The organism is Nitrospirota bacterium, assembly GCA_040755395.1.
GTDB lineage: Bacteria > Nitrospirota > Nitrospiria > Nitrospirales > Nitrospiraceae > DATLZU01.
Window position 1 is genome coordinate 21521 of record JBFMAX010000019.1, and the last position, 19667, is coordinate 41187.

General features: G+C 61.3%; 22 protein-coding genes. 7 read left to right on the plus strand and 15 right to left on the minus strand.

Translation table 11 applies throughout. The annotated features are described in order from the left end of the window. Positions 1-2: 2 nt before the first annotated feature. Positions 3-125 (minus strand): hypothetical protein, encoded by a 123-nt coding sequence (locus AB1555_18485; GenBank protein ID MEW6248677.1) that lies wholly within the window; start codon positions 123-125, stop codon positions 3-5. A gap of 299 nt (positions 126-424) precedes the next feature. Between AB1555_18485 and AB1555_18490 the strand changes: the two genes are divergently transcribed. Continuing rightward, positions 425-889: a DUF6036 family nucleotidyltransferase gene (locus AB1555_18490; protein MEW6248678.1), complete on the plus strand. Its 465-nt coding sequence runs from the start codon at positions 425-427 to the stop codon at positions 887-889. A 5-nt stretch (positions 890-894) separates the two neighbouring features. Here the strand turns inward: AB1555_18490 and AB1555_18495 are convergent, their stop codons facing one another. From AB1555_18495 to AB1555_18525, 7 genes are all read right to left on the minus strand, one after another. After that, a complete protein-coding gene (locus AB1555_18495; protein ID MEW6248679.1) occupies positions 895-1230 on the minus strand; it encodes a TfoX/Sxy family protein in 336 nt (111 codons plus the stop codon). 9 nt (positions 1231-1239) lie between these two features. Then, entirely contained in the window at positions 1240-2097 is an 858-nt protein-coding gene (locus tag AB1555_18500) for a methyltransferase domain-containing protein (GenBank protein ID MEW6248680.1), read from the minus strand. Positions 2098-2161: 64 nt separating this feature from the next. Beyond that, positions 2162-2596, minus strand: a complete 435-nt coding sequence (locus AB1555_18505) for a hypothetical protein (protein MEW6248681.1) — start codon at positions 2594-2596, stop codon at positions 2162-2164. A 131-nt stretch (positions 2597-2727) separates the two neighbouring features. After that, the gene (locus AB1555_18510; GenBank protein ID MEW6248682.1) at positions 2728-3120 is read right to left on the minus strand and encodes a TfoX/Sxy family protein; all 393 of its coding nucleotides are present in this window, start codon (positions 3118-3120) and stop codon (positions 2728-2730) included. Beyond that, positions 3107-3532, minus strand: a complete 426-nt coding sequence (locus AB1555_18515) for a DUF1761 domain-containing protein (protein ID MEW6248683.1) — start codon at positions 3530-3532, stop codon at positions 3107-3109. The genes AB1555_18510 and AB1555_18515 overlap by 14 nt, the downstream gene beginning before the upstream one ends. Positions 3533-3642: 110 nt before the next feature. Beyond that, positions 3643-4086, minus strand: a complete 444-nt coding sequence (locus AB1555_18520) for a hypothetical protein (protein MEW6248684.1) — start codon at positions 4084-4086, stop codon at positions 3643-3645. Between the two features lie 53 nt (positions 4087-4139). Further along, entirely contained in the window at positions 4140-4721 is a 582-nt protein-coding gene (locus AB1555_18525) for a TetR/AcrR family transcriptional regulator (GenBank protein ID MEW6248685.1), read from the minus strand. A gap of 156 nt (positions 4722-4877) precedes the next feature. Here AB1555_18525 and AB1555_18530 point away from each other — a divergent pair, with 156 nt between their 5' ends. Beyond that, positions 4878-6470 carry an ATP-dependent DNA ligase gene (locus tag AB1555_18530; GenBank protein MEW6248686.1) on the plus strand — a complete coding sequence of 531 codons (1593 nt, stop codon included), beginning with the start codon at positions 4878-4880 and terminating at the stop codon, positions 6468-6470. Between the two features lie 252 nt (positions 6471-6722). Here the strand turns inward: AB1555_18530 and AB1555_18535 are convergent, their stop codons facing one another. Continuing rightward, entirely contained in the window at positions 6723-7637 is a 915-nt protein-coding gene (locus tag AB1555_18535; GenBank protein ID MEW6248687.1) for an AEC family transporter, read from the minus strand. Positions 7638-7856: 219 nt separating this feature from the next. On the opposite strand from AB1555_18535, the gene AB1555_18540 reads away from it, so the two are divergent. The 5 genes from AB1555_18540 to AB1555_18560 all read left to right on the plus strand — a co-directional run bounded on the left by AB1555_18540 (position 7857) and on the right by AB1555_18560 (position 10298). After that, complete coding sequence (locus AB1555_18540; GenBank protein MEW6248688.1) at positions 7857-8264, plus strand: hypothetical protein; 408 nt, start codon at positions 7857-7859, stop codon at positions 8262-8264. A gap of 5 nt (positions 8265-8269) precedes the next feature. Further along, positions 8270-9076 carry a hypothetical protein gene (locus AB1555_18545; protein ID MEW6248689.1) on the plus strand — a complete coding sequence of 269 codons (807 nt, stop codon included), beginning with the start codon at positions 8270-8272 and terminating at the stop codon, positions 9074-9076. Between the two features lie 490 nt (positions 9077-9566). Beyond that, positions 9567-9812, plus strand: a complete 246-nt coding sequence (locus tag AB1555_18550; GenBank protein ID MEW6248690.1) for a ferritin-like domain-containing protein — start codon at positions 9567-9569, stop codon at positions 9810-9812. A gap of 23 nt (positions 9813-9835) precedes the next feature. Further along, positions 9836-9976, plus strand: a complete 141-nt coding sequence (locus AB1555_18555) for a ferritin-like domain-containing protein (protein ID MEW6248691.1) — start codon at positions 9836-9838, stop codon at positions 9974-9976. After that, the gene (locus AB1555_18560) at positions 9960-10298 is read left to right on the plus strand and encodes a hypothetical protein (protein ID MEW6248692.1); all 339 of its coding nucleotides are present in this window, start codon (positions 9960-9962) and stop codon (positions 10296-10298) included. The genes AB1555_18555 and AB1555_18560 overlap by 17 nt, the downstream gene beginning before the upstream one ends. 62 nt (positions 10299-10360) lie before the next feature. Here AB1555_18560 and AB1555_18565 read toward each other — a convergent pair whose 3' ends face one another. The 6 genes from AB1555_18565 to AB1555_18590 all read right to left on the minus strand — a co-directional run bounded on the left by AB1555_18565 (position 10361) and on the right by AB1555_18590 (position 18219). Further along, positions 10361-10855, minus strand: coding sequence for a hypothetical protein (locus AB1555_18565; protein MEW6248693.1), 495 nt, complete (start codon positions 10853-10855; stop codon positions 10361-10363). 65 nt (positions 10856-10920) lie between these two features. After that, the gene (locus AB1555_18570; GenBank protein MEW6248694.1) at positions 10921-11934 is read right to left on the minus strand and encodes a PepSY domain-containing protein; all 1014 of its coding nucleotides are present in this window, start codon (positions 11932-11934) and stop codon (positions 10921-10923) included. A 17-nt stretch (positions 11935-11951) separates the two neighbouring features. Next, positions 11952-14222, minus strand: coding sequence for a TonB-dependent receptor (locus AB1555_18575; protein ID MEW6248695.1), 2271 nt, complete (start codon positions 14220-14222; stop codon positions 11952-11954). A 111-nt stretch (positions 14223-14333) separates the two neighbouring features. Beyond that, a complete protein-coding gene (locus tag AB1555_18580) occupies positions 14334-14873 on the minus strand; it encodes an energy transducer TonB (GenBank protein MEW6248696.1) in 540 nt (179 codons plus the stop codon). Positions 14874-15118: 245 nt separating this feature from the next. Next, on the minus strand, positions 15119-16537 hold the full coding sequence (locus AB1555_18585) for a sigma-54 dependent transcriptional regulator (GenBank protein MEW6248697.1): 1419 nt from the start codon (positions 16535-16537) through the stop codon (positions 15119-15121). A 32-nt stretch (positions 16538-16569) separates the two neighbouring features. Beyond that, positions 16570-18219, minus strand: coding sequence for an ATP-binding protein (locus AB1555_18590; protein MEW6248698.1), 1650 nt, complete (start codon positions 18217-18219; stop codon positions 16570-16572). Positions 18220-19667 lie beyond the last annotated feature (1448 nt).

Consider the following 19667-nt stretch of genomic DNA (forward strand, 5'->3'; position numbering starts at 1 on the left):
ACTCATTCGTGCGATGCGCTGACCTCTCCCCACTCCGCAAGCCGCTCAGCATCTTCGAGCACGTCGACCGGCACTTGGTAATAATTCTTCAGCGTCTGTTGCTTGTTCGGCCGGAAGGGTTTCATGCTCTGGGAGACAGAGGGAAGGGATCTGAACGGCATCGCTGTCTGAACATGCCTGAAGAAGTCCCGGCGGTAAGCTGATCGACGCGCCGGGTGACATCACCCATTACCTCGCGCTTTGTGGTAGGTCATGGCCGGCTGTGCTAGAATGCGCCGCATGTCATCCCTCCCTTCCATCCGAATAGACAGAACCGTCATGATCGTGACGGCGCTCTCGGAGCCTTCCGACGACAGAGCGTACTGGCTGTCCCGGTCTCCCTCCGAACGGTTGCAGGCGGTCGAAGTCCTGCGGCAACTCAATTATGGCCACGATCAATCTACCGCCCGACTTCAAAGAGTTCTTGAGATTGCTCAACGAACATCACGTTGAGTATTTGCTTGTCGGGGGGTATGCGGTGGCTTATCACGGATACCCTCGCGCCACCGCGGATATGGATGTGTGGATTGCGACGCATCCCGACAATGCCCGCCGCGTCGTGTCGGCGCTTCGAACCTTCGGGTTTGACCTGCCGGAGCTGACCCCGGCGCTCTTTCAACAGCCGGGTCAGATTATTCGGCTCGGCCGCCCGCCCGTTCGGATCGAAATTGCGACAAGCGTTTCAGGGGTGGAGTTCGCCGAATGCTACAAAGCCCGTGTGGTCGATGATATGGACGGCGTCATGGTCCATGTGTTGAGCCTTCGTCATCTGAAGGCCAACAAGAAAGCCGCCGGCCGGTACAAGGACTTGGAAGACCTCGAGAACCTGCCGGGGAACGAGGAGGAATGACAGGGTCAGACGAAGCCTTGTCTGCCGGCCGTCTGTGTTGCTGCCCTGTTCAGCCACTCCACTAATTGGTCTGCGTCTTCGATCACGTCCACCGGCACTTCGTAGTAGGTGTTGAGCGTCTGCTGCTTGTTCGGCCGGAAGGGTTTCATGCCCTTGGCGATGTAGGCGGAACGGGTGTGGTCGTTCGTTTTGAAGTAGAGCCGGCCTTTATGGATGATCCCGAAGAACTCCTCACCTCGATACAGGCCGTACCCGCCGAACATGGCTCGGCAGGTCAGGCCGCGCAGGCCGGACAGTTGATCCAGAATGAAGTCCCTGAACGTGTCGTTCTTGGAAGCCACGGGAATCTCTCAGCGAGGTTTGCGGCCGGCCACGAGACGGATGGCGATGGGGAGAACGATGGCATCGCCGCGACGATACTCATTCACGGCCTGGATGATGCGCCGTTCGGCCTCGCGCTGCTGAGCGGGGGACAATTTGGCGAAAAGAGCCTGGAGCGGGGCCGCCAGGTCCATGAGGCTCTGGTAGTATTCTTCCCCGGAGCGATAGGTCCACTCGGCGAGAAATTCCTCGTCCGTCACGTCGATCAGCCCGGCTTGCCGAAACATGCCGGACAGTTCTCCCGGCTGGGCCAGGCGGAACATGCCCGGCGCGGTGGGATCCGACGGCGGAAGCTCGATGAGCTGTCTCAAGACGTCCATTGTGATGCCGAACGACACGTTCTTGTCCGGGTCGGACCAGACGGCGGCGGCCACCCAACCCCCGGGCTTGAGCACCCTCGCGATTTCGGCGGCGGCTCTGGGAATGTCCGGCAGAAACATCAGGCAGAATCGGCTGGTCACCGCGTCGAACGAGGCCGCGTCGAATGGGAGCGTCGTCACATCTCCGGTGCGAAATGAGATGTTGGCCAGGCCGAGCCTGGAGGCTTTGCGCTCCGCGGCCGCCAGCATCCGCTCCGCCACGTCGATCCCGATCACGCGGCCTCTGGGACCCACAACCTGCGCGGCCAGCAGCGCGGGATAGCCGGTGCCCGAACCGAGGTCGAGCACGTGATGACCCGGTCGCAGTCGGGCGTCGCCGACCAGGCGGTGATTCAAGAAGGCCATGCCGCGGTCGAAGAACTCGTCCCACTTTTCCCACCCGGGCGCGACGCGGTTCCAATCCTGCCGTTGGGTTTCGATGACTTCCTGCGCCGTCTGTTGGGGCATTGCATCTCCTTCTACCAATGACGATTGAGGGCTGACGATTGACGCCTGTCGCGATACGCGTCGCTCACTTCAAGCTCTGCAACGTCTCGCGCAGCTCTTTGACTTCCGAGGCGAACAGGTCCAAATGCTGCTCGCGCTGCGGTTGATCGTCTTTGAATTTCCAGGCGCGCTTGAAAATGGCCCACAACTCCTTGTTGTGCGTCACCGCGAGGGCGTAAGTCGGCTGCTCGCGCACGGCCTTGTCCACGCAGCAGAGATTGTCGTCGAACGCATGAAACTGATTGTGGAGATCGTTCAGCGCCTGATCGTAACCCCTGCCGCCTCTGGCGGCCTTGGCGCTGGCCTCCATCATCGTCGTGAGGTTGATCAGCGTTTCGACATGCGTGGCTCCTTTCGCCTTCTCCGCGAACTCTTTTGCATGCGGATAGAAGATGTAGCTGCAGCCGTTCAGACCGGTGAGCACAAACGCCAACGCCAGAACACCGAAGATGCGATGCATGCAAGCCTCCTTTCGGAAATGGTCAGGCCGGTAGTCAAGCACGTCGGTCCGTCCAGGTCAATGCCGTTCGAGCATGCGCTTAGGTGAGGGCGCCGAACAGCGCCCCGGTTCTTTCCCGATTTCCGCAGTGGTCATGACGAGATCCTCCTAGGTTGATGGGTGACCGCCCGCGATCCTCGACGTGATGCCGCCCGCTTGGCGGGCGACAGGCTTGACACGAACTTCAGGCCCCGTGTCAGCCAGGCCCGCAATTGGGCCGCGGTCTTGGTCCCGTTTGGACCGACGTAGATGTAACCCTTCATAGGCCGTCCGGTGAAATCCATCGGTCTGGTGTGCGGCTCCTTCAGCGCTGCGTCGTTGGCCTCGGGGCCTACGCGTACCACTAGATCGTTGTTCAAGATTCCGGCGAACATGTTCCCGTGCGACAGGTAGGCCAGTCCGCCGAACATCTTCTTCTCCCCGAGCGCCCGCTGTCCCGTGAGGACGGCTCGAACGCGGGCAGCGAGTTGTTCATCGTAGGCCATGGGCTGATGCTCCTTTCGCGTAAATCATCCCCATCACGGCGCCGACGATCGTGAATTGAAGCAGGTAGTACGCACTTTCTAAAGCCAGCCATGTGGGGAGGGACGTCACGTTCTGTTTTCCGGCTTCGGCGAAGACCGCGGAACTGGCCAGCAGCACGCCCATGAGCAGCCCGAACGCCGCGCCCGTATTCACTGAGTGATTGCCTCGGGAGAAAAAGGGGTAGAGATAGCTCAAAACCAGTCCCTGCATCAGCATCGACACGAGCCCGAGAGGAATCAGCGGTTCGGCTCTCGTGAAAATCGCCAATTCGTCATAGACCGATTTGAAGAACACCAGATGCCACGGCGCAGCGATGAGAAAGGTGCAGATCACGTAGGCGCCTACCGCCGCCCAATAGAATTTACCCTGCATGGTGGATCCTCCTTTTCAACTCGGGTCGGGCGGGACCGACGCGGGTTCACATCAAGACAGCCGGACCTGACTGTCCCGGCCTGTTTGCAAGGGCTCTCTCGAATGGCGCGTTAGCGGTAACGACGCGAGGTCTCGACCGGGGGAAACATCGCGTGGGCCGCCTCATATTTGAACAGCCCCACCATCTGCAGCACCGCGAACGTCGCGACAAGATCGGCCGTGATTCCGACGGCCCATTTCCCTGGTGCCGTCAGAGGCCACAAGTCCCACAGCAGCAATGCTGCGCTCCCGATCACCCAGGCTCCATCGAGCCCGATCGCGCTCCAGACTTCTCGACGGTCGGGGCTAGGACGGCTCGCCACCACAGAGAGCCACACAGCGAAGACCAAGAGACCTGGGCCGAGTCCGCGGATGATCCAGGGGGCCTCGACTCCGAGAAACGCGGCGATCGGTCCGGCCGCAATCAGCAGGACCAGACCGGACATGCCTGAGAAGGCGGCGTTTGATCGAAGGGACATCCGTAACCATCGTGCTGGGTCGTTGAAGGAATCCATGGCTGCCTCCATCGGAGTGTGGAATGATCGTTCCAATATCGGGCCACAAAAAATCAGTCGAGAATTGCGAGCGCCGTCTCTGTAGATTGCTTCACGGCGTCCGCTGACGCACCGGCTTTGATCATGACGATCGTCCCCTGCATCATCGTCACCAGAAATCGTGCCAACGCGCGGGGGTCCTTGTCCTTTGCCAACTCGCCCCGCTCCTTTGCCCGCGCGAGCACCTTGAAGAACATGTCCTCCCCCATCTTTAACGCCTGACACGCCTTGGCCGCGATGTCCCGTTCGTGAGGCGCGAGCTCCATAATCGTATTGGCGATCAGGCAGCCCCGCCGTTGTGGATCGGACAAGGCACCTTCGATCATGCCCTGGATAAACCGACGTAAAGTCGGCAGGACAGGCCCTGGTTGATCGAGCATGGAGAATTTCGTGCCAACGAAGCTGCGGCAGTAGCGATCGATCGCTTTCAGGAACAGTTGCCGCTTATCCCCGAATGTGTCATAGAGCGAGCCGCGATGGAGATTCATCGCGTTCAACAAGTCCTCCATCGATGTGCCTTCATAGCCCCTGTGCCAGAAGACATGCATCGCCTTGTCGAGCGCTTCATCGGGATCGAATTCTTTCGGGCGTGGCATGGGCTCCTTCCAACAACGGAAGACAAGATACTCCATAGTGGAACGATCGGTCAATAATGTTTTTTTGCGAGGGCCTGGCGCTGCCTGTCCACCTGCACGTCTCAATGCTGCAGGGACCCGGACGGAAGAGACGAGCGCGCGCGTATAATGCCGGCCATGCACCTGGCTCGTTTGGTCGAAGTGGTCGCCAAGGTCCGCGCGACCACGAAAAAGACCGAAAAGGTCGCCCTCCTCGCCGAGTTCCTTCGCCAGACACGGGGCAAGGAAACGGAACTGGCTTCGCTCTACCTCTCCGGCGCGCTGCCGCAAGGCAAGATCGGCGTTGGCTGGCGCCTGATCCAGGAGGCGATGGTCGAGGGGCCGCCGTGCGGCGAGGCCTTGACGCTCACGGATGTGGATCAAGTCTTCGGGGCGGTCGCGGCGGATCAAGGCGCCGGCTCGACCGAGCGGAAGATCGGCGCGCTGCGCCAGCTCTTCGAGCGGGCGGGCCCGGAGGAACGCCGGTTCCTGGTGCAATTGCTCATGGGTGAGATCCGGCAAGGCGCGCTGGAGGGTCTGTTGCTGGACGCGATCGCCAAAGCCGCTATCGTCTCGTCCGGCGACGTCCGGCAGGCCTTTATGTTTTCCGGGAACATCGGCGAGGTCGCCCGCGCGGCGTTGGAAGAAGGCGCGGCTGGTCTCTCCCGCTTCTCGCTGCGGCTCTTTACACCCGTGGCGCTGATGCTGGCCAACAGCGCGGAAGATGTCGGTGAAGCGTTGGACCGGCTGGAGGAAGCCGCGTTCGAGTATAAGCTCGACGGCGCGCGTATCCAGGTCCACAAGGGCGGAGATGACGTCAGGATTTTCACGCGGCAACTGCAGGATGTGACGGAGCGTGTGCCGGAAGTGATCGAATGGGCGCGGGCCTTGCCGGTACGGGAGGCGGTGCTGGAAGGCGAAGCCATTGCGCTGCGGCCCGACGGGCGGCCGCTGCCGTTCCAGATCACGATGCGGCGGCTCGGCCGCATCAAGGATGTGAACAGGGTTCGGCGGGAGATTCCCCTGTCGTCGTTCTTCTTCGATTGTCTGTACCTCGACGGTGACGGACCCTTGATCGCGGCGCCGTATCGGGAGCGCGTGGGCCGACTGACGAAGATCGTCTCAGCACCTTCACTCGTTCCGCGTCTCGTGACGAACGACCGGGCCGATGCCGGGCGTTTCCTCCGGCAGGCGTTGGATGCCGGCCATGAGGGCCTGATGGCCAAGTCGCTCACCGCGCCCTATGTCGCCGGCCAGCGCGGCTTTCACTGGCTCAAGCTCAAAGCGGCAGTGACCTTGGACCTGGTCGTATTGGCGGCGGAATGGGGCCACGGCCGGCGCTCCGGCTGGTTGTCCAATCTCCATCTCGGCGCGCGTGATCCGCAGAGCGGGCAGTTCGTGATGTTAGGAAAAACCTTCAAAGGGCTGACGGACGCGATGCTCAAGTGGCAGACGGAGAAACTGTTATCGCTCGAAGTGAGCCGTGATGAGTGGACGGTCTATATGCGACCGGAACTTGTCGTCGAGATCGCCTTCGGCGAGATTCAGGAGTCGCCGCGCTATCCCGCTGGCCTCGCCCTGCGCTTCGCCCGCGTCAAACGCTTCCGTCCGGACAAGTCGGCTGCGGAGGCGGATACGATTCAGACAGTGACAGCGCTGTTCAGGAAACAACGAGAGAAGGGCGCGGTTTCCGACTCAGTGGACCAGCAGGATCCCCGCACAAGCGGCTGAGGCGTATGCGGCGGGTGGCGGGGAATGAAGCCGGCGATGAGCGCGGAATCGGTCAACCTGATACGGACTGAAGATCAAATCATGAGGCCTTCTGCTGCGCAGAGCGTTCATGGGTTCTCCTGTACGACAGGAAAACGTCTCCAAACAGGGATGTCCAACCGCGAAGGACGCCACGACGCACGCCACTGTTCTCCTTGGAATTGTCCTCTTGACCGCCGGCGGCTTCACAGTCTGGGCCGGCGGCCGCCGAGGCTACCCGATGAGAAACAGAGAGAGGCGTGGAAGCCAAGGAAGAAGAGTGATGCCCAGGCAGATCGACAGGGCGACGATCGAGGCGACCAGATCCTCGTCGAGTTGGGTTTCGGCGGCGAAGATCACGGCGTTGACCGCGGAGGGCATGGCGGCGACCAGAATCACGATCGCCTGCTCCAGCCCGGTCAGATCGAGCAGGGACACCGCCGAAAGGCCGAGCAGGAGCCCTCCGCCCATGCGCACTGCAACGCCGAGCACGGCCAAAGGCGCGGTTCGGCGGAGCGCCGCGACGTTGATCGAGAGCCCGAGGACCACACTCGCCAGCGGCGTCGTCGTGAGATGGACCGGCGTCAGCAGGTCGCGAAGCCACGACGGCAGGTTCAACCCGGCGGCCTTCAGGATGAGGATGACGCCGAGCGCCCACAGCGGCGGAGCGGAGAAAAAGCGGACGAAAGCCGGCAGAGTTTGGGAGGAGCCGGTCCCGTGCCGCACCGCCAGGCCGTACACCACCGTGAACGTGAGCGTGGTTTGGCCCAGATCGAACAGAACCGCGCGGCCCAATCCTTCTTCTCCGAACGTCGCGAGGACGACCGGGTAGGAGAAATACACGGAGTTGATCAGGCCGGTCGCGACCAGAAATCCGCCTTGAGTGGGGCGAGGGAGTTCAAGAAGGCGGCACAGGAACCAAGAACAGAGGAGCAGCGGCAACGTGACGAGGCACGCCAAGGCGGGAAGTTTCCACACCGCCGGGCTGAAGGCGATCCGGTCGAGTGAGACCAGGATCGTGGCCGGCAGGCTGACCGAGAAGACGAATGTGGCGAGCCGCTCGGCGTGGGACTTGGTGAGCAGCGCCGAGGACCGGAGGAGGGCGGCGACCACAACGATCGCGACAAAGGCTTGAAGCGCGGGAGGCATGACGGCGTCTCTCGGTCAAGAGTTGTCGCGGGAGAGTAGCAGAGATGAAGCGGGAGGAGCCAGACCGCGTATTGAGTCATCTAAAATCTTACCGGGAGACAGATCGTCGCGTCATTTGTATTTCTTACCCTCCAGGTCCGCAGTGTGCGGCGCCGAAGGAGGGGGAGGATGGAGGCAAGCGGCATGGCGTGACGGTCGAAGCACGAGTATCTGCGGGTGATGTGGCAGCGGTATCAACGGGCGGGACGGAGAGAGCGCTCGGCGCTGCTGGACGAGGTGACGCGGGGCTGTCGCTATCATCGCAAATATGCCATGGGGCTGCTGAGCCGGGCGGCGCCGCCCCGGCCGCCGGTGCGCCGGGTGGTCCGGCGGAGGCCCACCTACTCGGCGGAGGGCATTCGGCTCCTGGCCCGGATCTGGGAAGCCTCGGGCTATCTGGGTGGGCCACGGCTCAAGGCCGCCCTCCCGCACTGGTTGCCCTGGCTGAAGCGGCGCGCCGCGGTCCCACCGACGGTGGAAGACCAGCTTCGGCGGATCAGTCCCCTGCAGATCGACCGTCGGCTGAGGAGCGCAGGCGCCAGATCAAGCGGCGGCTGTATGGCACGACGCGGCCGGGGTCGCTGTTGAAGCACATGATTCCAATCAAAACCGACCAGTGGGACGTGACCAAGCCCGGGTACCAGGAGATCGATCTGGTGTCGCACGCGGGCGCCTCGGCCGCCGGCGAGTTCCTGCAGACGCTGGACTGCGTGGACATTCAGACCACCTGGGTCGAGCGGCAGGCGGTGCGGGGCAAGAGTCGTCACGCGGTGGTGCAGGCCATGACCACGATCGAGCAGCAGCTCCCGTTCCTGCTGCGAGGCGTCGATTCCGACAACGGGAGCGAGTTCATCAACCATCACCTCTGGGCCTTCTGCCAGGACCGGCCGAGCGGGCAGCAGGTACAGTTCACGCGCTCGCGCCCGGACAAGAAGGGTGACAACGCGCACGTGGAGCAGAAAAACTGGACCCATGTCCGCAAGCTGGTGGGCTGGGAGCGGTACGACACCGAGGCGGCGTTCACCGTGCTCATCTCCCTGTATGCGGATCTGCGGCTCTTTCAGAATCTCTTCCAGCCCTCGATGAAACTGATCCGAAGGTGCGGGTGGGCTCGCGGCTGCTCCGCCGCTATGACGCGCCACAGACGCCGTTCGAGCGGGTGCGGGCCTGCCCGGAAACGGATCCGCAGAAGGTGGCCGCGCTGGCGCAGGTGCGGAAGACGACCGATCCGTTTGTGCTTTCGCAGCGGATTGACCGCCACCTGGAGCGACTCTGGGGGCTGGCCACCCGAGCCACGCGCACCCCGCGCGAAGCGGCTCCGCGGCCGCCCCAGCCGCGGGCGAGCACGCCCTGGCGCGGGTGGATCTTCAGCCGCAGCGTCCACTCCCAGAAGCCAGTGATCACTCACTCCCTGCGCGCTGCGGGGGGATACTCCAGGTCAGACCGGGTGGCGATCGGGGCGTATAAGCCAAATACGGAGGCCGGTGGATCAGCAAAGGCCCCCAAGAACCTCGGCATCTCAAGACCGGAGCTCAGGAAGTGAGTCGCCCGGTAAGATTCAGAAATAACTCAACGATCCCCAACTGGGTAAGATTTTTAAATGGCTTGATAGGGTGGGAATGTTCAACCGCCGGAATGCTTCAGCGGGGATCGGGGGTTCTAGTCGCGGGCCTGGGGACCATGGGGAGCAGCAGACGGATGAACCGTCATTGGACATGGCGAAGCCATGGGTGGAGAGCTAGAGTATACAGAAGGGCTGATTTGTACCGTCCTTCTGAGGAACATCTGTCTGGAAGAACATCATGACGGAGAGACGAAGAAGAGATCGGTGGTTCATTCTGAACGCCATCCGACGCGCCGACCGACATCCCGTGCGAGAAGTGCGGCCGCATGATGGAGATCAAGTGGGGCCGGAACGGAAAATTCCTGGCGTGCCCGTGCTATAAAGGTGATCCGCTCTTGAGCGACCGGGTGGCGCATTGCACGAGGGTTGAGGACTACACCACCCGGCACATGCTCGAAGACATGGCGAAGGATGTGGACCAGCACATCGATTGGATCGAAGCGCAGCTCGAGACGATCAAGCAAGTCGGTCTGGAGAACTATTTCTCGGAGCAAATTAAAAAGGACGGCTGAGAAGCCCGCGAGCGGAGACTCCCATGAAGGCCAAAGAAGGTGTCCTCGACTACTTGAACCAGATCCTGACCGCCGGACTGACGGCGATCCATCAGTACTTGCTCCATTCGGGGATATGCGGCAACTGGGGATATGAGCGGTTGGAGCATGAGTTCCACCAGTAGGCCAATGGTAGAGCACAGCGCGGAACTCGTCGATCATATTTTGTACCTTGAAGGCAAGCCGAACATGGACAAGGTGGACCGCGTCACCCATGGAACCGGCGTTCAAGCTTTTTCGAAGCAGATCTCAAGTTCGAACTCGATGGCGTGGACCTGCTTCGCAAAGCCATCGCGCACTGCGCCAAAGTCGCCACTTCACCACTCGACACAAGCTCGAGGCATGGTCGCAGAGTCTGGGGAGCACGTGGACTGGTTCGAGACGCAGGTCTGGACGATCAAGCGGGCTGTTTTGGATAACTATCTCGCCGACCAGACCAAGAAGTGATCGCCGCCTGAGGCGAGCGGTCGAACGCCTTGTCCGCCGCTCGCCCATCCTACTGGAGGAGATCAAGCCTTGTTGGCGACCGGCGAACCGTCCATCTCCAATTTGATATCGGTCTTTCTGCCGTTCTCGTTGATGAAGTGTACGTGCACATATTCGTGGTCGTCCGTGTCTGAGTGTTTGATCTTCAGATGGTCGATCTTTTGGTGGCCCTTCCGGTCCTGAATCGCCTGCTGCGCCGAGGCGGGCAGCTTGGCGAGCACTTCCTTCAGGACTTCCGGCTCGGTGCCGCCCAGGAACTTCTTGTTGGTCGCATCCCAGATCAGTTCGTGCAGTTTGTGCTTGCGCTCGTATACGACCTTGATCTCCGTGACCTTATGCGCCTTCGCCTCTTCGATTTCGAAGATCTTCGCGTTGACCAGGAAGCGGGCGATGGGCACCTGGACGTCGAGGGGCAAGTCTGAAAACCTCTCTACATTCCGGACCTCTTCATTGGCGAAGGCCGGTGCAGCTCCCAACGCCAGCGCGACACTGAGCATGAGTGCAGTACGTCGAATCATGTAAACCTCCGTTGAAATTGAGAAATTGAAATAGAACACACGATATGTGTTCCGGAGTAGGCCTCCTATCTCTTCACGGCCCTTGCCGGTTCTCGGCTCTGTTGGGTGCGTGATGACGAGGAGGGTAGGGGAAGGGACTCCCTTCCGAATCCAAGCCGCCTCCGACGCAGCTTGGGATACATCCACATATACATACCGGTTGCCACGAAGAAAACGAGCGCGGCCGCCGTCAAATCGTACAGCGGCCACAGCCGGTCTCCGAACAGCTTTCCGGTATGAAGATCATTGAGATACGCATCCAGCGTCATCTTCATCGGCACCGCCGCGACCAGCCGCTCCAGCGGCTCAAGATCGACCGATTCGACCGTGCCGGTTTCCTGGTGGTATCGATAAAGGCCTCGCTTGGTTCCGACAAACGCATACTCCCGCTGAGATGCATCGAATGTGATGACGGTGATTTCCGTGGTCAGATCCGCCGCTGAGCCTGACGGTCCGGCGAGCGCGGTCCAATGCCGTCCCGCGTCCCTGGAGATATACGCGCCCGTCTTCGACCCGACGAAGAGCATATCGGGTCGCGAGGGGCTCCGTTGAATCGTCGTGATTTTTCCCATCGGCCGACCTTCGGCCTCCTCGGATGCCGTCCATGTCTCACCCGCATCGTCGCTCAGGAACAGCCCCTGTTGAGTGCCGATGAGCCATTGCGAGTCCATGATCAGCAGCGCCGTGACTTCCGGCTGGTCGCCGGCGGGCATGAACTGGCTCCACCGGCCGGATTTGCGACCGAAGAGACCCGCTTTGGTAGCCGCCACGAGATCCGTTCCTCCGGTATCGGCTCCGTGATGGATCGCCAGAGCTTTGATCTGGCCGACCTTTTGCGTCATCACTGCTGTGCCCCACGTCGGGATCAGCGACACCGGCATATCCACACGTTGGAGCCAGGTCCAACCTTTTTGGTGAGTGAGCGCGAGGCCGGTCACGGCCAAGATGACGACACACAGCGCCACCGCCATTCCAGCGTAGCGGTGGGCTTTTCGTGCGAGGACGACCGATCGTTTATCCACAGATTTGAACGGCTCCATACAGCTCCTTTGTAGCTTCAGAAATACCACTCCGCGCCTAGCAGGAAGGTGCGGCCCGATTGCTGAAGATTGCGATTGGAGAAATTGCCCGCCGTGTTGATCTCCCGTTCCACCTTTGTTTCGTTTGTCAGATTGCCCGCCTCCAGAAAGAAGGAAAAATTTTTATAGAGCGCCTGGCGCACCGCCACGTCGACGATGGACACGGGATTGGTGATCTTAAAGGCGCTGTTGCTCTGGACTTCCTTGACGAAAGGAAAATAGCGCCAGGCGATGGTAAAAATGGTTCCTAGTGGAGCGTAGCGGTAGTCGAGCCCGGCGTTGAGGATGTACTCCGGTTGCTTATTGAAGCGGCGTTTTTCGCCGCTGGCCGACTGCAAGCTGGACTCCAGAAAGGTCTGGTTGGCCCAGACGCTCGTCGTCTGCAGAATCGGAAGGCCGGTGGGAGCCAGACTGATCCGCTGCTCCAACTCAACTCCGCGCACCCAGCCGTTTCCGACGTTCTTGGCTTCCAGCACATCGCGGCCGCCGATGTCGACCCCGGTATCGACTTCTTCCACGATTTGCGTAATGCGCTTGTAAAATAGATTGACCCCGAAAAACACGATCGGGGTCACATACTCGCCGCCGAGATCGATGTTCCATGAGCGCGCCGGATTAATCTGAGGATTGCCTCTGATAATTCGCCGTCCTCGGATCAATTCGATGGGGGTCATCTGATTGAAGTCGGGCCGGTTCAGAGTCCGTGAGACGGCGGCTCGAAAAGTCAGATCATCGCGCAGCCGGTATAGCACGGGGAGGCTGGGATTGAAATCGGAAATCGAGCGGCGCACCTTCGTGCCGTCTCCTCCGGCGGCATCCTGAAAGACCTGTTCAAATCGGACCCCCGGCACGATACTCAACCGATCGGTGAGCCATACTTCATCTTGAATGTACCCGGCGATATAGTTCTCGTTGAATTGATAGCGGTCTCCCGGCACGCTTGTAACCGTAAAGGCTCCGGTGTTGGATATTTGGCTCTTGAAGACGCTCACGTCGCGGTCGCGCAGCCGCATGGCCGCTCCGACTTTCACCATGTGCCGCATGCCCAGGTCGACCGGGATGGTCAGGTTGCTGAGCACGTTGTACGTAGAGTCCGTGCGCAACTCGTTCTGAAACTCGCGCCTGAAAAACCCGAATGCTCCGGCGGCTTCTCGGAAGGTCAATGCATCCGTCTCATTTGTCAGTGCACCGGCGTAGTAGCCGCCCAGCGAGTCCCACACGACTCCGTTCTCGAACGCGTGTTTGTGGGAAAAGCCGAGGCCCTTGGTCTGGGACCTCGATGTTCCGCTCTGTTCAACGCGCTCTTCGTCCTGTGTGGAGGGCTGGGCGAAGTTTGTGAATGTTCTGACTCCCGGCTTGTCTTCCTCGACATTTAGGACCATCGGCTTGAGATGGAATTCTCCAGATCGGTAGAAAAATCCGAGGTCGATATTCATGCTCAGCAGGCGCTGACTCGTCGTTTCCTGATTGACCTCGCCTCGCCCGGCCGTGAGCGGCTCGAACAGTCTGGAGCGGTCGCGTTTGATGGGCTGTTCCAGGTAGTCGGCAGAGGCCATGATGCCGAACCAACTCGTCGGCCGATGGCCGAACGCGATGCTCCCGTTTAAGAGCGATCCGTCGATGCCGGTTTGGCCCCCGTAGCCGGCGCGACCGGTGAAGGTCAGTGTTTGCGGAATCTGGCGCGTCCTGATGTCCACTCGCCCCGCGACTCCGTCGCTTTCGAATTCGGCCGTCGGGTTTCTGATCACTCTGGCGCTCTCGATGAGGAACGAAGAAAGTTGATGGACGGAGAACTCCCGCTTGTCCCCGGGACCAGGCAGCTGGATGCCGTCCACCTGGACCCGGGTGAACGATTTGTCAAGGCCGCGCAGCTCGATGTCGCGATTCTCGCCGACCGGTCCTCCGACCACCACGCCCGGGAGTCGTTGAATGACGTCGCCCATACGGCGGTTGTTCCGGATGATGAATTCTTCCCGCCGCACGCCTGTTTGCGGAACCGGATCGGTCAAGCGGACGGCCTCCGGTGACTTGACTTCTTGCGCAATGGTCACGGGCTCCAACTGCAGCGAATCGCCTGACGGCTCACGTTCTTGTACGGTTGCTCGTGCCTCGCTAGGCTCTTCCTGTGCTGCCGGTTCAGGATCGGCGGCGGGCTCTTGCGGCCAGGCCGGCGATCCGCCTGCCAGTACCCCCGACAAAACCATGACCATGGCCCATATCGGCTGCCCACATCCATCGTGCGTGCTCACGCGCCCCCTCCCTTGTTGCTTGGGCTCGGGACTTGCCGCCTCTGGCCATTGAGAATGCCGGCATCGACCGGATCATCCGCTCCATATGTGTGCGCTCACGTTCTTCAGTCGTCAATGCAGCTCGAACGTCACCGGGACTTTGAATTCCATGGGGTGGTCGAACAGATCCTTGGGCGGGACGACCGGAAAGGCCTTTTTCACCGCCGTTTCCGCCGCCTCATCCAAGATCAGAAAACCGGATGTGCGGTCGATGCGGGTGTGGAGCAGTTCGCCCAGCGGTGAGACGGTAAACGTGATCATGGCCGACCCTTCCCAACGCATCTGCTGCGCCGTAAACGGGTAGGCTTTCTCCTGATCGATCCGCTTCCGCACCTGCTTGAGGTATTTTCGGAACTCTGGGTTGTGCCGATTCTCAAATTGCCGAAACGGACGGTCTGCAAGGATGACCACCGGCGGGATGCGGATGACATCCATGTCCTCATCGGGCAAGACACAGGAGGGCCGAGGCGTCTGAACGCTTTCGGCTGGCACCGAAGCGCAGTCCCGGGTGTCTGGCCGGGGATCGAGTCCGTCGCTAGCGGTGGCCGGCGCCACCAGGAGCAGTATGCCGACGTTAAATGCCGCCCACCTGCACCATGTGCTGTCTTTCATCGGGCCGCTCCGTCAGGCTCAGCTGGAGCGCACGAAACGGTGGGGCCGACGGAGAGGGCGGTCTCTCCAGATGGGCAGGCCCGCTCGACGACGGACCAGGGAATCACGTGAATGCGCTTGCACCGCCGGCATTTGATCTCCAGTCCCCGCATGGTCCGCCGTCCCATCATGTTTCCGCACCCACAGCGATGTTCGGTATTCTGGTGTTGCACGGATGATCCACTCCTTTCGTGTCGGCGCGAATGTCACTGAGGGCTCGATGAGAGGTGCGCTTCCTCAATGCCGAGCTGTTTCAGTTTGGTATAGAGTGCCGTGCGGTGAATGCCGAGCAGGCGTGCGGCTTCCGCTTTATTGCCTTCGGTCTGGGCCAGTGCACGCTTGATGAGCATCCGTTCGAGCGCTTGCACCGCTTCGTCGAGCGGAAGTTCGAGGAGTTCCCGCAGACGAGGTCCCGCGCTCGCGTGCTCATCTTGGCCGGTCAAGGCCGGCAGGTCGTCCAGTGTGATCAGCGGACCCTGCGCGACGACTGCAGCTCGTTGAACGAGATGTGCCAGCTCCCGCACGTTCCCGGGATAGTCGTGCAGGAGCAACGCATGCATGGCCTGCTGGCTGAATCCCATCGGCTTGACCGCTCCGGCTTGTCGCTGCTGCTCGAGGAAATGTTCGGCCAGATCGGGGATATCGCTGCGCCGCTCACGCAGCGGGGGAACCTCGATCGTGACCACGTGTAGGCGATAGTACAAATCTTCCCTGAAGCGGCCCTCGGCGACGCGCTGGCGCAGCGGCTGATTGGTCGCCGCGATCAGGCGGAAGTCGACGCGGCGAGACCCCTGCCCGCCGAGACGATCCACCACCCGCTCTTGCAGTACCCGCAGTAATTTGCCTTGCAGGCTCAGCGGCAGCTCCCCGATCTCATCCAGAAACAAGGTGCCGCCTGCCGCCGATTCCAGGCGGCCGGGCTTGGCTTGGACTGCGCCCGTAAATGCGCCACGTTCGTGACCGAACAGCTCGCTTTCCAGTAGACCTTCGGGGATTGCGGCGCAATTGACCGACACCAATGGACCGGCTGCTCGGAGGCTATGGCGATGAATCGCTTGCGCGACCAGTTCCTTCCCGGTCCCCGATTCGCCCGTCAGCAGCACGGTGGCGTCGGACGGCGCGACTTTGCCGATCAGCTTGAACAGCTCCCGCATTTTGGGGTGGTTGCCGACGAGGCCGGCCGTTTGGCTTCGCTCCGACTCATTGCCCGACCGCAGCTGCTCCACTTCGAGGCTCAAGCGGTGGACTTCCACCGCCCGGCTGACCATGTCGAGAATTTCATCGGCGTCGAAGGGTTTCGTGATGTAATCGTAGGCGCCCGCTTTCATCGCCTGGATGGTCTGCTCGCTTCCGCCGAAGGCCGTAATAATCACCACCGGGATCCGTTTGGTCGCCTCCTGGGCTGCCAGCGCCTGCAGTGTTTCGATCCCACCGGCCCGGGGCATCTTCAGATCCATCAAAATCACATCGGGGTATTCCGTCCCTCTGCGGAGCCCTTCGAGCGCATCTATGCCGTCGGCCGCTTCGACGACGCGGTATCCGCCGGATCTAAACAACTCCACCAGGCTTTCGCGCAAATGTCGCTCATCGTCCACGACCATGACGGTCGCTTGTCGGCTTGACATTCAATCTCTCCCACGCCGGGGCAGAAAGTGCATCAGCCTGCTCCCTGAGGCGCCGCCGGCCCGTCGTCCTCGCGGGGAACCTCCCCAGCGGGGCAGAAAGGAAGGGTCAGCGTGAAGCAGGCGCCCCCGTGCGGCGATTCCACATAGGCCAGGTTCCCGCCCAATGCCCGAGCCATTTCAGCCGAGAGGAAGAGGCCAAGGCCGGTTCCCTGCGGTTTCGTCGTAAAAAACGGCTCGAAAAGATGATGCCGGGCTTCCGGAGAGATTCCCGGTCCCGAATCGGTCACGGTGAGGCTGAACGAGTCGTGTTTGTGCCGGATTAACGACACCATGATCGTCCCGCCCGTGCCGGCCAATGCCTCGAGCGCATTGTAAATGAGGTTGTCAAGGATCTGACCGAGACGATCCCGGTCAATAGCGGCGGCGGCGTCCGAATGCAGGACGCCCGTATACGTCACTCGGATGCCGGCTTCTGAAGCCCGCGCCTGCCAGTGTTGCAGGCGCCCGCTCAGGAATTCATTCAGGTTCGTCGGCTGCGATCCGGCTGCAGCGGGCTTTGCGACCGAAAGAAGGCGGACCACGAGCCGGTCGAGGCGCGAAATTTCCTGTTCCACGACGCCGAAGGCCGCCACCAGTCTGTCGAGATCGATCGTCCCCCGCCGGGCGAGTTGAATCTTCAGCCGTATAGACGAAAGGGGGTTGCGCACTTCATGCGCAACGCCGGCGACGAGGCGTCCGAGAGTGGCGAGGCGGTCCGCCTGCTGGAGTTGGCGTTCGAGGTGCTCGCGGCGCGTTTGTTGGAGACGAACAGTCTCGACTAAGTGATTGATTGCCGAAACCACACGGTCGACCTCGGCGTAGCCGGTGGTAGGGACCGGACGCGACGCAGTGTCTTGAAGAGTTTTAATGCCCTCCACCATTTGTCCGATGGCTATATCCAGGCGGCGCGCCATCAACCACGCCCCCCACGCGACGGCTCCGGCCATGATCAGCATCGAGAGCAGGGCGGCGCTGTAGTACCGCCATTGCGGGTTGCGGATGCCGGGAAGCCGATGCATCAGCCACACCGCGCCGATGGCCTGGTTTTCCCGCAACAGCGGAGCCGCCACGAAGAGGATCACATCGAACCCGCGCTCTACCTGCTCGCGGACAGACGCCCGGGCGGCGATGGCCTCGCGCGCCAACCGGGAAATGGTGGGCCGTTCCGCTTCGGGGATGTCCATCTTCGGGCCGGAGCCCAAATAGGTGGGGAAGGCATATCCGAGCAGCTTGTCTTGTGACCGTGAGTAGAACCCCCCTTCCACTCCGGGAACGTCCCTCAGGCTCTCCAGCGTCATCAGGCGGAGCGCCGGACCGTTCTCGATGAGCGGCAGCGCACTCAGCGTAGCCGCCGAGGCCGGAATGTCTGCCTTGTCGTACTGGCGAGCCAGGCGGTCCAAGGCCAGATTCAATTGCGTCGTTGCGTCAGACATGCGAGCCGACTCCGTCATATGAAACAGTTGCAGGCCGAGCAGGGCGCCGCAGACCAACGTGGCGCCGACCAGCACGCCGAGCGCCTGGATCCGGCGCTTCAAAGACCATTTGGATGGGAACGAGCCGGCCTCGTCTCCTCCGCCGATGACCGACACTCCAGGCTCTTCAAGGGCGGCGGCTGCCACACCGCCGATGGATTTCTGCATCATGTCGAAACGGTCCTTTTGCGCTGCATCATCTAAACTCGGCCGGTCATCAGCAGGTTGTGTGCCACTTGAAAGTATGCAAGCACTTGCTCCATGTGATTGATAGATATGATCTTGAGAAGCAGTATCAAAAACGGGCATCAACGAGTTGTCCTGAATCAGAGCATTGCCCTGTCCGAAAATCAGACACTCGAACGTGGTGCAGTTGGCATCAGAAGAGTAATTAAATGCCCTCCGGACCATCTCCATCGTAGAGATGGTCTGGACCGGGAACTACAGTGCGGCGTAGGCAGTGGATTCTCAGTAACCTCATGGGAGTTGGCATAAAGGAAGGCGGGGGGCCTCAGGAGGAACGGAGGGCCCCCGCCGAGCGAAGTGGGAGGGCACAGACTCCCACTTCGGGGCCGGTGCGTATGCACCGGCTGACGCCGGCATGCAGTTACCCATCGCCTCTCGGCGCCCTCGTTGAATGCTGTTCAGCGGCCAAGGCCGACCCGGTGATGGCATGCCCGCAGCTTTCGCACGCCCAGAAGGCTCTGAGAAACGCCAAACGCGGGACGTCACAGCGCGGACATGCGCGCGTCTTCATATCGCGTATGCGGGTTCTCAATGGCATAGATCACCGTGCGCGCTGGATGCGTCGGCCGGGTGGCAGTTCCCCACCGATTGCCGGAATTGTGAGCCGCGCATCGCGACGCTTGAAGCAAATGCGAGAAATTGGTCGGGGTCGAATCGAACGGTGATCGGTCCATAGGTGAAACGGATCTGGCCGCAAGCACAGACTGTCAACGTCGGCTTGTGGTGACCATGGGGCTGATTCATGTGCTCTCCTTGTGTCACGTCGTATCTCACCGGTGCATACAAACAGAATGCGGCTCAGTAGCTCTGGATTGGGCATCGCGCTCAGGGCCCGGTTCCGCTGGGCCGTTCGAATCTTGCGCCTGGCTCAGCTGAATCACCTCTCGCAGGGCGGCCATGTTCCGGTCGGTGAAATCGTGAACGAGGTGGAAGCGAAGGATCCCTCCACGGTCGATCAGGAACGTCTGGCACCTCAACGGGACGCGGGACGGAGCCACACCGAAGGCTCGGTGAAGGCGAAGCAGCGGATCGTACAGGAGAGGAGTCCGTGGCGTGATCCTTCGCTCAAGCCACACGCGGTGCAGCGGACGGGACCCCGAGCTCACGATCAGCAGCGCGGTATCAAGTCGATCCAGACAGTCGCTCTGCCGGTCCCAGGTCTCCGGCTGCGCAATGCCTACGTAGGGAAGGAAACAGAGGGCCATCCAGCGGCTGGCAAACCGGTCCGAGCGCAGGAAGGTCAATGTTGTCAGCTTTCATGCGAAACTCCCCCCTGAGTTTTCATCTGAAATTCCTCCCTCTCTGGGCACAGGGAGGGAATCACGATGGAGGAACGAGCCCTCAGTCCAGTAAGTTCCCCGCCGAGTCCAACC

What these genes read in the sequence shown, in the direction of transcription:
- AB1555_18500 (MEW6248680.1), bottom strand. Translation starts at nt 2,097, where the DNA reads ATGCCCCAACAGACGGCGCAGGAAGTCATCGAAACCCAACGGCAGGAT.
- AB1555_18510 (MEW6248682.1), bottom strand. Translation starts at nt 3,120, where the DNA reads ATGGCCTACGATGAACAACTCGCTGCCCGCGTTCGAGCCGTCCTCACG.
- AB1555_18580 (MEW6248696.1), bottom strand. Translation starts at nt 14,873, where the DNA reads ATGAAAGACAGCACATGGTGCAGGTGGGCGGCATTTAACGTCGGCATA.
- AB1555_18520 (MEW6248684.1), bottom strand. Translation starts at nt 4,086, where the DNA reads ATGGATTCCTTCAACGACCCAGCACGATGGTTACGGATGTCCCTTCGA.
- AB1555_18485 (MEW6248677.1), bottom strand. Translation starts at nt 125, where the DNA reads ATGAAACCCTTCCGGCCGAACAAGCAACAGACGCTGAAGAATTATTAC.
- AB1555_18540 (MEW6248688.1), top strand. Translation starts at nt 7,857, where the DNA reads ATGTGGCAGCGGTATCAACGGGCGGGACGGAGAGAGCGCTCGGCGCTG.
- AB1555_18530 (MEW6248686.1), top strand. Translation starts at nt 4,878, where the DNA reads ATGCACCTGGCTCGTTTGGTCGAAGTGGTCGCCAAGGTCCGCGCGACC.
- AB1555_18565 (MEW6248693.1), bottom strand. Translation starts at nt 10,855, where the DNA reads ATGATTCGACGTACTGCACTCATGCTCAGTGTCGCGCTGGCGTTGGGA.
- AB1555_18560 (MEW6248692.1), top strand. Translation starts at nt 9,960, where the DNA reads ATGAGTTCCACCAGTAGGCCAATGGTAGAGCACAGCGCGGAACTCGTC.
- AB1555_18585 (MEW6248697.1), bottom strand. Translation starts at nt 16,537, where the DNA reads ATGTCAAGCCGACAAGCGACCGTCATGGTCGTGGACGATGAGCGACAT.
- AB1555_18545 (MEW6248689.1), top strand. Translation starts at nt 8,270, where the DNA reads ATGATTCCAATCAAAACCGACCAGTGGGACGTGACCAAGCCCGGGTAC.
- AB1555_18505 (MEW6248681.1), bottom strand. Translation starts at nt 2,596, where the DNA reads ATGCATCGCATCTTCGGTGTTCTGGCGTTGGCGTTTGTGCTCACCGGT.
- AB1555_18525 (MEW6248685.1), bottom strand. Translation starts at nt 4,721, where the DNA reads ATGCCACGCCCGAAAGAATTCGATCCCGATGAAGCGCTCGACAAGGCG.
- AB1555_18570 (MEW6248694.1), bottom strand. Translation starts at nt 11,934, where the DNA reads ATGGAGCCGTTCAAATCTGTGGATAAACGATCGGTCGTCCTCGCACGA.
- AB1555_18555 (MEW6248691.1), top strand. Translation starts at nt 9,836, where the DNA reads ATGAAGGCCAAAGAAGGTGTCCTCGACTACTTGAACCAGATCCTGACC.
- AB1555_18515 (MEW6248683.1), bottom strand. Translation starts at nt 3,532, where the DNA reads ATGCAGGGTAAATTCTATTGGGCGGCGGTAGGCGCCTACGTGATCTGC.
- AB1555_18550 (MEW6248690.1), top strand. Translation starts at nt 9,567, where the DNA reads ATGATGGAGATCAAGTGGGGCCGGAACGGAAAATTCCTGGCGTGCCCG.
- AB1555_18590 (MEW6248698.1), bottom strand. Translation starts at nt 18,219, where the DNA reads ATGATGCAGAAATCCATCGGCGGTGTGGCAGCCGCCGCCCTTGAAGAG.
- AB1555_18490 (MEW6248678.1), top strand. Translation starts at nt 425, where the DNA reads ATGGCCACGATCAATCTACCGCCCGACTTCAAAGAGTTCTTGAGATTG.
- AB1555_18535 (MEW6248687.1), bottom strand. Translation starts at nt 7,637, where the DNA reads ATGCCTCCCGCGCTTCAAGCCTTTGTCGCGATCGTTGTGGTCGCCGCC.